The 12,975-nt window shown below is 71.7% G+C and carries 13 protein-coding genes (1 of these 13 running past the window's edge); 5 read left to right on the forward strand and 8 right to left on the reverse strand.

The features are described from left to right. The 5 genes from RGI145_RS18075 to RGI145_RS18095 all read right to left on the reverse strand — a co-directional run. Positions 1–896: the 5' portion of an ABC transporter permease gene (locus RGI145_RS18075; RefSeq protein ID WP_075799459.1), read on the reverse strand. Its footprint begins 4 nt before the window's first position; the window shows 896 of its 900 coding nt (coding positions 1–896); the start codon lies at positions 894–896; its stop codon lies off the left edge, out of view. Beyond that, complete coding sequence (locus tag RGI145_RS18080) at positions 893–1,819, reverse strand: ABC transporter permease (protein ID WP_156878597.1); 927 nt, start codon at positions 1,817–1,819, stop codon at positions 893–895. Before RGI145_RS18080 ends, RGI145_RS18075 begins: the two co-directional genes overlap by 4 nt. Before the next feature lie 27 nt (positions 1,820–1,846). Further along, positions 1,847–3,133: an ABC transporter substrate-binding protein gene (locus tag RGI145_RS18085; RefSeq protein ID WP_075799460.1), complete on the reverse strand. Its 1,287-nt coding sequence runs from the start codon at positions 3,131–3,133 to the stop codon at positions 1,847–1,849. A gap of 130 nt (positions 3,134–3,263) precedes the next feature. Beyond that, complete coding sequence (locus tag RGI145_RS18090) at positions 3,264–4,577, reverse strand: ABC transporter substrate-binding protein (protein ID WP_075799461.1); 1,314 nt, start codon at positions 4,575–4,577, stop codon at positions 3,264–3,266. Between the two features lie 110 nt (positions 4,578–4,687). Next, positions 4,688–5,734, reverse strand: a complete 1,047-nt coding sequence (locus tag RGI145_RS18095; protein ID WP_075799462.1) for an ABC transporter ATP-binding protein — start codon at positions 5,732–5,734, stop codon at positions 4,688–4,690. Between the two features lie 242 nt (positions 5,735–5,976). On the opposite strand from RGI145_RS18095, the gene RGI145_RS18100 reads away from it, so the two are divergent. The 5 genes from RGI145_RS18100 (at position 5,977) to ftsY (ending at position 11,599) form a co-directional block, all read left to right on the forward strand. Continuing rightward, on the forward strand, positions 5,977–8,241 hold the full coding sequence (locus tag RGI145_RS18100) for a heavy metal translocating P-type ATPase (RefSeq protein WP_075799463.1): 2,265 nt from the start codon (positions 5,977–5,979) through the stop codon (positions 8,239–8,241). After that, entirely contained in the window at positions 8,228–8,611 is a 384-nt protein-coding gene (locus tag RGI145_RS18105; RefSeq protein WP_075799464.1) for a MerR family transcriptional regulator, read from the forward strand. The genes RGI145_RS18100 and RGI145_RS18105 overlap by 14 nt, the downstream gene beginning before the upstream one ends. Further along, positions 8,608–8,805: a heavy-metal-associated domain-containing protein gene (locus tag RGI145_RS18110; protein WP_075799465.1), complete on the forward strand. Its 198-nt coding sequence runs from the start codon at positions 8,608–8,610 to the stop codon at positions 8,803–8,805. Before RGI145_RS18105 ends, RGI145_RS18110 begins: the two co-directional genes overlap by 4 nt. 135 nt (positions 8,806–8,940) lie before the next feature. Then, positions 8,941–9,756 (forward strand): diaminopimelate epimerase, encoded by an 816-nt coding sequence (dapF, locus tag RGI145_RS18115; RefSeq protein WP_237183126.1) that lies wholly within the window; start codon positions 8,941–8,943, stop codon positions 9,754–9,756. 955 nt (positions 9,757–10,711) lie between these two features. Continuing rightward, the gene (ftsY, locus tag RGI145_RS26230) at positions 10,712–11,599 is read left to right on the forward strand and encodes a signal recognition particle-docking protein FtsY (protein ID WP_051418081.1); all 888 of its coding nucleotides are present in this window, start codon (positions 10,712–10,714) and stop codon (positions 11,597–11,599) included. Positions 11,600–11,620: 21 nt separating this feature from the next. Here ftsY and RGI145_RS18125 read toward each other — a convergent pair whose 3' ends face one another. From RGI145_RS18125 to RGI145_RS18135, 3 genes are all read right to left on the reverse strand, one after another. Continuing rightward, the gene (locus RGI145_RS18125) at positions 11,621–12,115 is read right to left on the reverse strand and encodes a hypothetical protein (protein ID WP_075799466.1); all 495 of its coding nucleotides are present in this window, start codon (positions 12,113–12,115) and stop codon (positions 11,621–11,623) included. Then, entirely contained in the window at positions 12,112–12,666 is a 555-nt protein-coding gene (locus RGI145_RS18130) for an NUDIX hydrolase (protein WP_075799467.1), read from the reverse strand. The genes RGI145_RS18125 and RGI145_RS18130 overlap by 4 nt, the downstream gene beginning before the upstream one ends. A 76-nt stretch (positions 12,667–12,742) precedes the next feature. Beyond that, on the reverse strand, positions 12,743–12,967 hold the full coding sequence (locus RGI145_RS18135) for a hypothetical protein (RefSeq protein WP_037225456.1): 225 nt from the start codon (positions 12,965–12,967) through the stop codon (positions 12,743–12,745). Positions 12,968–12,975 lie beyond the last annotated feature (8 nt).

Below are 12,975 nucleotides of genomic sequence, written 5' to 3' on the forward strand. Positions count from 1 at the left end.
CCCCTCCTGGCCCGTCGGCTGCGCCGCCGCTGGAGGAGGAGCACCGTCCCCAGAGCCAGCATGATCACCAGCAAGGACATGCCGGTGGTCAGCGTGCCCAGGGCATAGATCTCCGGCGTGGTGACGGTGGTGGTCAGCCCCTGGAGCTCCAGCGGTAGGGTGTTCTGCCCGCCGATCGCCTGGCTGGTCCGGGCCACCTCGTCCCAGGACAGGGTGAAGCCGAACAGCGCCACCCCCACCAGGGAAGGGGCGATGATCGGGATCACCACATGGCGCAGAACCTGCCCCGGGGAGGCGCCCAGGTCGCGCGCCGCCTCCTCATAGGCTGGGTTGAAGCGGTTGAAGACGGCGAAGAGGATCAGCAGTCCGAAGGGCAGCGTCCAGGTCAGGTGCGCCCCCAGGGCGGAGGTATAGAGGCCGGACGCGGTCTGGTAGTCCCGCAGCCAGGCGAAGTCCCAGCGCTCCGCCAGCGCCTTCACCAGGTCGTCGATCAGCCGGAACTCCAGCCCGATCCCCAGGCTGACCACGATGGAGGGCATGATCAGGCTGGCCACCGCCACATAGAACAGGGTGTCCTGCCCCCGGAAGCGCTTGCGGAAGGCCAGCCCCGCCGGCAGCGCCAGCCCCACGGTCAGCAGCATCACCACCAGCCCCAGCCGGAAGGACCGCCCGAAGGCCGCCCAAATATCCACCACCCCCACCCCCTGCCAGAGGCGGGAGAACCAGTAGGTGGAGACCCCGTTCATCGGGAAGGTCAGCCCCCCCTGCGGCCCCTGGAAGCTCAGGACCACGATGGTCAGGATCGGCCCGTAAAGGAACAGGACGAAGAGGGTGAAGAGCGCGGCCAGCCACCAGAAGGCTGCCGGACGCCTCTGCCTGACGGCGGGCCCGCTCACAGCTCGCGCCTCACATCCACCAGCTTGGTCAGGCCCCAGATCATCATCAGCACCACCGCCAGCAGCACCACCGCATTGGCCGCGGCGATGGGGAACTGAAGGTAGCTCATCTGCACCTGGATCACCTTGCCCACCGAGGCGATCTGCTGCCCGCCCATGATGCCGACCGTCACGAAGTCGCCCATCACGATGGTCAGCACGAAGATCGAGCCGATGACGATGCCGGGCTTGCACAGCGGCAGGATGACATGGATCAGGGTCTGCCAGCCGCTCGCCCCGCCATCGCGCGCCGCCTCGATCAGCGAGCGGTCGATGCGCGCCATGGAGTTGAAGATCGGCACCATCATGAACAGCGTGTAGAGATGGACGAAGGCCAGCAGCACCGAGAACTCGGAATAGAGCAGCCAGTCCACCGGCGTGTCCGTCACGCCCAGCGCCATCAGCCCCTGGTTCACCAGCCCGTTGCGGCCCAGTAGCGGCACCCAGGCGATCATGCGGATGACGTTCGAGGTCCAGAACGGCACGGTGCAGAGCAGGAAGAGCCCCATCTGCACCGTGGTCGTGCGGATGTGGAAGGACAGGAAATAGGCGATGCCGAAGCCCAGCAGCAGCGTCGTGCCCCAGGCCAGCAGGCAGAATTTCAGCGTCGAGAGATAGGTCGCGAAGGTGACGCAGAGATCCGGCAGCCTGGCGAGGCAACCCTCGAAGACGTCGCGGTAGTTCTGCAGCGTCAGGTCCGGCGTGATCTGGTACTCGTCATAGGTCCAGAAGGACACCAGGACGGTCAGCACCAGCGGCACGATGAAGAACAGCAGGAAGAGCAGCGCGAAGGGCGCCGCCTGCCAGTAGGCGATGTTGCGTCGGCGCGCGTTCCGGGGCGGCTTCGCCCCGGACAGACCCGCCTCGGGAGCCATGGCGTCCATCACGCCACCCCGCGCGCCGTTGCCGGCTCAGGCCACGATGAACTCATTCCATTTCCTGATCAGATACGCGTTCTCGTCCATGACGGAGTTCCAGCAGGCGACGTTGCCCATGCGCTGCTCGTAGGAGCCGCCGTCGCGCACCGTGCCCGCCTTCTCCACCACCACGCCGGCCGGCGACTTGATGTCCCGCTCCGCCGGCTTGCCCTCCATCCAATAGGCCCATTCATAGGGTTCCATCTGCTGGCGCGCCGTTTCGGGCACGGAGGGGTAGTAGCCCTGGCGCAGCAGCGTGGCGCCGACCCAGCCGGAGAGGAACCAGTTGATGAACTCATAGGCCGCGTCCAGCTTGCGCCCTTCCAGCGTGCGCGGGATGCCGAGGCCCAGGCCCCAGCCGCGATAGCCTTCCTTCAGCGGCTGGAAGACGCAGGGAATGCCCTGCGAGCGCACCTTGGTCACGGCGGGCGACCACATCGACTGGATGACGGTCTCGCCGGAACCCATCAGGTTCACGCTCTCGTTGAAGTCGCTCCAGAAGGCGCGGAACTGCCCCGCCTTCTTCGCCTCCGTCATCAGGCCGAGCGTGGCGTCGATCTCGGCCTTGGTCATGTTGCCCTTGTCGGCATACTTCACCTTGCCGATGGACTCCGCCACCATCGCCGCATCCATGATGCCGACCGAGGGGCTGTTCACCAGCGCCGCCTTGCCCTTGAACTCCGGATTCAGCAGCTCGGCCCAGCTCCCGATCGGCCGGCCGATCAGGTCGGGGCGGATGCCCAGCGTGTCGGCATTGGTGTTGATCGGGATCAGCGACATCCACTCGGTGGGCCCCTGGGCGAAGCCCTTGCTCCGAGCCCCGGTCAGGAAGGCGGTCTTCTTCGGCGCGCTGCCCTGGTCGCCGATCATGTGCCCGGCCACCTCGCCGCGGGTGAAGAGGGGCGCGATCTTCTCCGCCAGCTTCACCCGCTTCACCTCGATGCCGACGATGTTGCCGGAGGGCATGAACTGCCGCACGGCCGCGAAGTCGGTGTCCACCAGGTCGAAGGTGTTCGGCTGGGTCACCACCCGGCGGATGATGTCCTCGTGCACGCCGCTCGTGTACTCGATGGTGATCCCGGTCTCTTCCTTGCAGCGCTGCGCGATGGCCGGGCTCTGGTTCACGCCCAGGCCCAGATAGCGCAGCGTCACCGTGCCCTGCGCATGCACCGCCGGCGCCGCCAGCGGCGTGCCGAGGGCGGCCGCGCCGCCCAGCGCCCCGCGCAATACCGTGCGCCGGCCGATCCCGGTGCCACGCTTGCCCTTGCTCACGTCATCCATGGCAGATCTCCGCAACATCGCGGCGTGTCACCGCGCGCCGATGCCGTGAGAACCAGAGCCCGTCCCCGTTCATCTTGTTGAGGACAGGACGGCCGCGCGGGCCGCCCCGTTCCCGTCCCATGCCGGCCTGTCAGGCGGCGATGAACTCGTTCCACTTGCGGATGAGGTAGGTGTTCTCATCCATCACCGCGTTCCAGCAGGCCACCCGGCCCATGCGCTGCTCGTAGGAGCCGCCGTCGCGCACCGTGCCCGCCTTTTCCAGCAGCGATCCGTCCGGCGCCTTGATGTCCTGGGCCGCCGGCTTGCCCTCCATCCAGTAGGCCCACTCGTAGGGCTCCATGTTGGCCTTGGCCGTGCTGAGCACCGCCGAGTAGTAGCCCTGGCGGTTCAGGAAGGCGCCGGCCCAGCCGGACAGGAACCAGTTGATGAAGTCATAGGTCGCGTCCAGCTTGCGCCCTTCCAGCGTGCGCGGAATGCCGAAGCCCGAGGCCCAGGCGCGGTAGCCCTCGCGCAGCGGCTGGAAGACGCAGGGAATGCCCTGCGAACGCACCTTGGTCACGGCGGGCGACCACATCGACTGGATCACCGTCTCGCCGGAGGCCATCAGGTTGACGCTCTCGTTGAAGTCGCTCCAGAAAGCGCGGAACTGCCCCGCCTTCTTGGCTTCCGTGAGGATGCCGAGCGTCTTGTCGATCTCGGCCTTGGTCATGTTGCCCTTGTCGGCATAGGTGTGGGCGCCCATCGCCTCCACCACCATCGCCGCGTCCATGATGCCGATGGACGGGATGTTCAGGATCGAGGCCTTGCCCTTGAACTCGGGGTTCAGCAGCTCCTTCCAGCTCTCGATCGGGCGCTTGATCAGGTCCGGGCGGATGCCCAGCGTGTCGGCGTTGTAGGTGGTGGGGATCAGGCTCATCCACTCGGTCGGGCCATCGGCGAACTCCTTGGAGTTCCGGCCCTTCATGAACTGCACCTTCTTCGGCGCGGTGCCCTGCTCGCCGATCTTCTTGCCGTCGATCTCACCCTTGGTGAAGACCGGGGTGATGTTGTCGAACTCCTTGATCCGCTTGGCCTCGATGCCCTGCAGGTTGCCCGAGGGGGCGACGCGCTTGGCGGAGAAGTACTCCATGTCCAGCAGGTCGAAGGTGTTGGGCTGCGTCACCGCGCGGCGGATCACGTCATCCGTCACCACCGGGATGTACTCGATGGTGATGCCCAGGTCCTGCTTCACCTTGGCGGCGATCTCGGCGCTCTGGTTCACCGCCGTACCCAGATAGCGCAGCGTCACCGGCTCCTGCGCATGCACCGCCGGGGCGGCCAGGCGGAAGGCACCGGCAGCCGCCAGGCCACCCGCGGCGCCGAACAGCGTGCGGCGGCCCAGCGTGCCAAGGGGTCCATGGAGGGAACCATGGGGGTTCGCCCCGTTCTTCTTGCTCTCGTTCATGAGCCTTGCTCCTCCAGGGCGGGTGCTGCCCGCCTCCGTGTCTGCATCATGGCCATCCGGTCCGCCGGACCAGGGATGGCGGGAAACCGTGCCGCGGCCGGATCGCCCGTTCAGGCCGGCAGCGCCTGGTCATGGGCGGGCACGCGCAGCCGGTGCGCATCCGTGCCGTTCCAGCCGACTGTCACCGCCTCGCCCTGGCTCAGCGGCGCGGCCTCGAAGGCATCGTCGGACAGGATGGCGGTCATCTCCGGCAGCGTGTCGCGATAGGCGCCCTCCCCGGCGAGGCGCAGCTGCACGAAGCTGCCCTGGTACTCGACCATGGCGACCCGCGCCGGCAGCCCCTCCATCCCGTTCTCGCCCGGCAGGCCGCGTGCCACCCGGATCCGGTCGGTCCGCACCGCGAAGGGGCCGCCGCCGCCCGGCAGGTCGATCACATTGTGGCCGCCGATGAAGCGCGCCACGAAGGGCGTCGCGGGGCGGGAGAAGACCGTGCGCGGATCGTCCGCCTGCTCGATCCGCCCGGCATTCATCACCACGGCGAGGTCGGAGAGCGCCATCGCCTCCTCCTGGCTGTGGGTGACATGGATGAAGGTGATGCCGAGCTCGTTCTGCAGCCGCTTCAGCTCCGCCCGCACCTGGATGCGCAGGAAGGGGTCGAGCGCCGAGAGCGGCTCGTCCAGCAGCAGCACAGAAGGCTCCGTCACCAGCGCCCGGGCCAGCGCGACGCGCTGCTGCTGCCCGCCCGAGAGCTGCGCCGGCAGGCGGGCGGCGTATGTCTCCATGTGGACGAGGCGCAGCATGGCCTCCGCCTTCGCCCGCCGCTCCGCCTTGCCCACGCCGCGCATGCGCAGGCCGAAGGCGACATTGTCCAGGCAGTTCAGGTGCGGGAAGAGTGCGTAGCTCTGGAACATCATCGCCGTGCCGCGCGCCGCCGGGGTCAGGCCGCCGACATTGCGCGGGCCGATCAGGATGTCGCCATCGCTGATCTCCTCGTGCCCGGCGATCATGCGCAGCGTGCTGGTCTTGCCGCAGCCGGAGGGGCCGAGCAGGCAGCAATAGCTCCCCGCCGGGATGCGCAGGTCGATCCCGTCCACCGCCACCGCCCCGTTGGGGTAGCGCTTGGTCACCTTCACCAGCTCGACACTCGCCCCGCGCATGAGCCCCCAGACCGATCCATGTCCCCGCCGCGAGGAAGGCAAAGCCCGTGCCACCGCCGGCCGGCCTTCCGCGCGATCCGCCGCCCCATCCCGCCGTGAACCCGGCCATGGGCTCCGCTTCCCCGGCCCCTGGGCAATTTTTGGGCAGTCCGGATGGCAATGAAGCAGACGCAAGGCACGCATGCACCAGTTTCCGAGGAAGTCCTTGACCTTCCCGGAGAGGGAACCCCCACCTCTCCCCTATGCCAGACGACCTTTCCCCCCGCGCGGCAGCCAGCCCCCCGCCGGATAGCAACGCCGCCCCCGCCGGGCCGGGCCTCGACCTGCTGGTGGAGGGGATGAGCTGCGCCTCCTGCGTGCGGCGGGTGGAACGCGCGCTGGCCAAGGTGCCGGGGGTGGAATCGGCCCAGGCCAACTTCGCCACCGGCCATACGCGGGTGCGGCTGCGGCCCGGCACCGACCCCGCCGCGCTGGAGGAGGCGCTGGACAAGGCGGTGGAGAAGGCCGGCTATGCCGTGCTGCATCCGGAGCCGGAGTCCGGCGCCACGCCCCCGCGCCGCGCCGTGGCCTGGCTGCTCCCCGCCCTGGCCGGGCTGCTCGCCCTGCCCTTCCTCGCCGGCATGGTCGGCATGGGGTTGGGCCGGGACTGGATGCCGCCGCCCCTGGCGCAGTTCGTCCTGGCCACGCTGATGCAGTTCGGCATCGGCGCCGGGATCTACCGCAAGGCCTGGGGCGCGGTGCGGAGCCTCACCGGCAACATGGAGCTGCTGGTCGCCATCGGCACCACGGCGGCCTGGGCGCTTTCCACCGTGCTGATGCTGAACGGCGATCATCACCTGTATTTCGAGGCCTCGGCCCTGGTGCTGGCCTTCGTCTCGCTCGGCCGCTTCCTGGAGGAACGCGCCCGCCACGCCGCCGGCGGGGCGGTGGAGACCCTGCTGAAGCTGCGCCCGGACACCGCGACCCGCCTCGATGAGCAAGGTAGGGAGGAGGAAGTCCCCACCGCCCGGCTGCGCCGGGGCGACCGCATCGCCATCCGCCCCGGCGCCCGCATCCCCGCCGATGCCGAGCTGGAGGAAGGCGAGGCCGGGGTGGACGAATCCGCCCTGACCGGCGAATCCCGCGCCGTGTCCAAGAGCCCCGGCGATGCCCTGGCCGCCGGCACGGTGGTGCTGGACGGGCGGCTGGTGGCCCGCGTCACCGCCACGGGCAGGGACACGCGCCTCGCCCGCATCGCCGCGCTGGTGGAGGAGGCGGGCAGCAGCCGCGCACCGATCCAGCGCCTGGCCGACCGGGTGAGCGCGGTCTTCGTGCCGGTGGTGCTGGCGATCGCCCTGGTCACCTTCCTGGGCTGGCTGCTGGCCGGGGCGGCGGCGCAGATGGCGCTGCTGCATGCGGTGGCGGTGCTGGTGGTGGCCTGCCCCTGCGCCCTGGGCCTTGCCACCCCCGCCGCCGTGGTGGCCGGCACGGGCGCCGCGGCCCGCGCCGGCATCCTGCTGCGCGATGCCGAGGCGATCGAGCGCGCACGCGGCCTTTCCGTGGTCGCCTTCGACAAGACCGGCACGCTCACCGAGGGCCGGCCGCGCCTGGCCGCGCTGGTTCCGGTGGCGGGCGTGACGCGGGAGGAGGCGCTGCGCCTCGCCGCGCGGCTGCAGGTGGGCAGCGAGCATCCCCTCGCCCGCGCCGTGCTGGCCGAGGCCGGCGGCACGCCACGGCCGGCGGAATCCTTCCGCGCCCTGCCCGGGCGCGGCGTGGAGGGGGTGGCCGAGGGCCGTCATCTGCGCCTGGGCAGCGACCGGCTGCTGCCGGAAGGGGGCGCGCCGGAGGCCCTGGCCGCCGCCTCGGCGGAACAGGCGAGGCAGGGCTACTCGCAGTCCTGGCTGGTGGAATCCACGCCCGCATCCACCCCTGGGGGCGGGCGCGTGCTGGCCCTGCTGGGATTCGAGGACGCCCCCCGCGCCGGTGCCGCCGAGGCAGTGGCGCGGCTCCAGGCGATGGGCCTGCGCACGGCGATGCTGAGTGGCGACAACGAGGCTGCCGCGACGGCCGCCGCCCGTCGCTTCGGCATCGACGACGTCGCGGCCCGCCTCCTGCCCGAGGACAAGGCGGCGCGCCTCGCCGCCTGGCATGCCGAGGGGCGGCGCGTGGCCATGGTGGGGGACGGGGTGAACGATGCCCCGGCGCTCGCCGCCGCCGATCTCGGCATCGCCATGGGCGGCGGCACCGATGCCGCCTTCGCCGCCGCGCATCTGGCCCTGCTGCGCCCCGACCCGCGCCTCGTACCCGCCGCGCTGTCCGTGCTGCACGCCACCTGGCGCACCATCGCGCAGAACCTCGGCTGGGCCTTCGCGTTCAACACACTGGCCATCCCCGCCGCGGCGCTGGGCGGCCTGTCGCCGGCCCTGGCCGGGGGCGCCATGGCGCTGTCCTCGCTGACCGTGCTCGGCAACGCGCTGCGCCTGACGCGCTGGAAGCCGGAAGGAGAGACCGCTCGTGAACATCGGTGAGGCGGCCGCGGCCAGCGGCCTCAGCGCCAAGGCGATCCGCCGCTACGAGGAGGCCGGGCTGATCCGCCCGCGCCGCCTCGCCAATGGCTACCGCAGCTACAACGAGCGCGACGTCGCCGCCCTGCGCTTCGCCCGCCATGCGCGGGAACTGGCCTTCCCGCTGGTCGAGGTGAAGCGGCTGCTGGCACTCTGGAGCGACGACAGCCGCGCCAGCGCCGATGTCCGCAGCATCGCGCAGGAGCATATCCTGGTGCTGGAGGCCAAGGCCGCCTCGTTGCAGGCCATCGCCGGCAGCCTGCGGCAACTCGTTTCCTGCTGCCGGGGCGATTCCCGCCCCGACTGTCCCATCCTGGAGGAACTTGCGAAGTGATCGAGCTGACCGTGAAGGGCATGGACTGCAACCACTGCGTCCAGGCCGTGACCGAGGCGGTGAAGGGCGTGGACCCCGCCGCCAAGGTCGAGGTGGACCTGCCGACGGGCCGCGTCCGCGCCGAGACCGAAGCCGGCCGCGCCCGCCTCGCCGAGGCGATCCGCGCCGAGGGCTACGAGGTGGCGGAAGGCTGATCCGGGGAACACCCCACGGGCATCCCGGCCCATCCCCGGGGAGGCGGCGCCTTCCCGGTCCGGCCCCCGGCCCCGGGCCGGAAGCGCGATGCCCCAAGGGTTCCGCCGCGCGGCGCGCACGCCTATATCGCTGCCGTGCTTATTCCCTTCCGCAAGATGCACGGACTCGGCAACGACTTCGTCGTGCTCGATGGCCGTGAGCAGCCCCTGCCCCTGACGCCCGCGCGCATCACCGCCATCGGTGACCGCCGCCGGGGGGTCGGCTTCGACCAGCTCGTGGTGCTGGAGCCGGCACCGGAGGGAAGCGACGTCTTCATGCGCATCGCCAACCCGGACGGTTCCGAGGCCGGGGCCTGCGGCAATGCCACGCGCTGCGTCGCCAGCCTGCTGATGGCCGAGACCGGGCGGGACCGCGTCACCATCCGCACCATCTCCGGCGCCCTGCCGGCGGAGGCACTGCCGGACGGGCTGATCCAGGTCGACATGGGCCCGCCGCGCCTCGGCTGGCGGGACGTGCCCTTGGCGCGGGAGGCCGACACGCTGCGCCTGCCGCTCGCCCTCGGCCCGGTGTCGGGACCCGCCGCCTGTTCCATGGGAAACCCGCACGCCACCTTCTTCGTCAAGGATCTGGCGGCGATCGACCCGGCGGAACTCGGCCCGGTGCTGGAGCATGATCCCTGGTTCCCGGAGCGGGCCAATATCGGCTTCGCCCAGGTCCTGGCCCCGGATCATCTCCGCCTCGTGGTCTGGGAGCGCGGGGCCGGGCTGACCCTGGCCTGCGGTTCCGGGGCCTGCGCCACGCTGGTGAACGCGGCGCGGCGCGGGCTGACGGGGCGGGAGGCCACGGTGTCGCTGCCGGGCGGCGACCTGCGGATCGCCTGGCGGGAGGATGGGCATGTGCTGATGACCGGACCGGTCGCCACCGCCTACCGGGGCGAGATCGAGATCTGAGGCGGCCCCGCCGTCCTTCGTTCCAGCGGCCCGGGCACCCGTTCCCGCCCCCATCCTCCGGGGCCGGTCGCCCAGGGCCATCATCGAGACGCCGCCTTCCAGGCCCCGGGGCCAGGGCGGCAGGGGAGGCAGGAATCGCATGGCGCTGAAGAATCTCTGGAACCGGCTGACCGGCCGCGCGCCAGCCACGGAGACCCCGGCGGAAACCCACCATGGCGGGCTGCCGGAACCCTTCGAGCCGCCGCCCCCGGATGCGGCGGGCATCGACGTCTGGTCCAACCCCATCCCCGCCGTGGCCCCGGACGGCGGCGTGCCGCTGGAAGCCCTGGACCCGGCCGCCGCGGCCGAGGAGGAGGTGCAGGCCAGGCTGGCGCAGACCCCGCCGCCTCTGGGCCATCATCCGGACCACGGCCAGCCCACGGCCTTCGCACCGGGAGCGGTGGCACCCGGCAACGTCCCTGGCTCTGCCCCCGCGGTCGCACCGGCCTCCGTTCCGGTGGCCTATGCGCCACCGCCGCCCCCGGCCGTCGCCGTGCCGCCCCCTGCCCAACCCGTGGCCTATGTGCCGCCCGCGCCACCCGCCGCCGTGCCGGTGTCCGCGCCCGCCGCGCCGCCCGCCCCGGTGGTGGCCCCGGCGGTAGCCCTGCCATCCGCCTTCGCGCCGCCCGGCGAGGCCGTCCGTCCCGCCACACCGGTTTCGCCGCCGGTTCCCGGCATCCCGGTGCCACCCGTCCCGCCACCCGCCGTGGCGCGGGCCAGCGACCCGGTGCCGGTGCCGCCTCCGGTCCAGGAGCCGCCACCTCCCATCCCCGTCCCGCCGGACGAGGAGCCGGATGTGGAGGAGCCGCCTCCCGCCGACATCCCCGACCTTCCCCCGGCGGAGGAGCCCGGCACCCCGCCACCGGTCCGCGAGCCGCCCGCCTCGGCCGGCTTCTTCGGGCGGCTCAAGGCGGGGCTGCAGCGTTCCACCCAGCGGCTGACGGAGAACCTCACCGGCCTCTTCACCAAGCGCCCGCTGGACGATGCGGCGCTGGAGGATCTGGAGGACACGCTGATCACGGCGGATCTGGGCGTCGCCGCCTCCCGCCGCATCGTCGAGGGCTTCCGCCGCACCCGTTTCGGCAAGGAGGTGTCCGACGAGGAGGTGAAATCCGCCCTGGCCGGTGAGATCACCGAGATCCTCGCCCCGGTCGCCACCCCGCTGGTGCCGGAGCCCGGCACGAAGCCCTTCGTGGTGCTGATGGTGGGCGTGAACGGCACCGGCAAGACGACCACCATCGCCAAGCTCTCCGAACAGTGGCGTGGCGAGGGCCGGCGGGTGATGCTGGCGGCCGGCGACACCTTCCGCGCCGCCGCGGTGGAACAGCTCCAGGTCTGGGGCGACCGCACCGGCGCCCCCGTGGTGGCCCCGGCCAGGCCCGGCGCCGATGCCGCCGGACTGGCGCACGAGGCGCTGGACCGCGCTGTGGCCGAGGGCATGGACGTGCTGCTGATCGACACCGCCGGGCGGCTGCACAACAAGGCCGGGCTGATGGAGGAGCTGCGCAAGGTGGTGCGTGTCCTGAAGAAGAAGGACCCCGCCGTGCCGCACGCCACCATCCTGGTGCTGGATGCCACCACCGGCCAGAACGCCATCCAGCAGTGCAAGGTGTTCCAGGAGATGGTGGACATCACCGGCCTCGTGGTCACCAAGCTCGACGGCTCGGCCAAGGGCGGCGTCGTGGTGGCCCTCGCCCAGGAATTCGGCCTGCCCGTGCATGCGGTCGGCGTGGGCGAGAAGGCCGCCGACCTCCGCCCCTTCGATCCGCGCGACTTCGCCCGCTCGCTGGTCGGGCTGGCCTGATCCACCCCCTGGCGTCCGCCTTCAGTAGCTGAAGGGAACCCGCAGCCGGGCACCGGGCACGATGTCCCGGAACTGGTCCCTGCGCCGGGACAGGTCGTCCTCGTCGATGCTGGGATTGCTGCCGGGCACGCGCTGCGGCTCGAACAGATCGGGGCCGAAGGACGGGCGGTTGTCGGCGCCCTGGTCGCGCGGACGCGGCGCCTCCATGTTGCGGTTCGGCATCGGCGCGATGTCGTAGGGCCGGCTCGCGGCGGGCGGCGGGGCTGGCGGCGGCGGTGGCGCCTCCTGCTGCGCGGGTGGCGTCGCCTGCCGCCTCGGCGCGCGGCGCGGCGGCGGCTTCCGGCGCGGCGCGGCGGGGGGCTGGGTGGCGGAAGGCCGTTCGGGCGCGGCTCCGCTGGCGGCCGGCGGCGCGGCCCCGCCCTCGGGCGCCTGGGTCCGGCCGGGCACGGGCAGCGCGAGCACCGGCAGGATGAGCAGGAGAAGCGGCAGGATGCCCCGCGTGGCGTCCCTCATCATGCGGCCTCTCCCGGCGGCAGGCCGGCCGTGCCGCGCGGGTCCTCCGGCGGATTCTGGAGCGCCATGGGCAAGGGCCCCAGCCGCGTCGCGTGCCAGCTCCGCAGCGCCCAGCGCACCGAGGGAAAGGCGAGCTCGTCCCAGGGGATCTCCGTCCAGCCGAAGCGGCGGACCTCCAGACTTTCGGGCCCCGCCGCGAAGCCCGGCTCCTCCAGGCGTGCCCGAAAAAGGATCTGCACCTGACCGATCCGGGCGATCGAATAGACCGCCAGGATGCCCTCCAGGGCGATCCGGGCCCGCGCTTCCTCCCAGGCCTCGCGCGCCGCCCCTTCGGCCGCCGTCTCGCCCAGTTCCATGTAGCCGGCCGGGATGGTCCAGAAGCCCCGCCGGGGCTCGATGGCCCGGCGGCAGAGCAGCACCGAATCCCCGTCCAGCGCCACCACCGCCCCGACCACGATCTTCGGGTTCTCATAGGCGATGAAGCCGCAATCGGCGCAGGTCAGGCGGTCGTGCTCATCGCCCTCGTGTCGGATGCGTTCGAAGCGGCCACTCATGGCGCAATCATGTGGCCCGGCCCCGGCCTCGGCAAGGCAGGTGGGACGTCACGCCGGAAGCTGTGTTGGTTGGCCCCTAGACCCGCAGGTCGAGCAGGCTGCCGCGCGGCGGCGTCCCGCCCTGGGGCGAAGCGGCACCGCCACCTGCCTCCACGCCGCGCGGTTCCGCCATCCGCCGCTGTGCCGGGGCGGCCTGTTCCACGCCGGCGCCACGGCCGGGGGAAACCGCCGAGACGCTCGCAGCGGGTTCGCCACGGGTGAGGCTTTGCGAGAAGGCGGCCAGGGAATTGAACGCGATCATGCGCAGGA

Source organism: Roseomonas gilardii, from assembly GCF_001941945.1.
Lineage (GTDB): Bacteria > Pseudomonadota > Alphaproteobacteria > Acetobacterales > Acetobacteraceae > Roseomonas.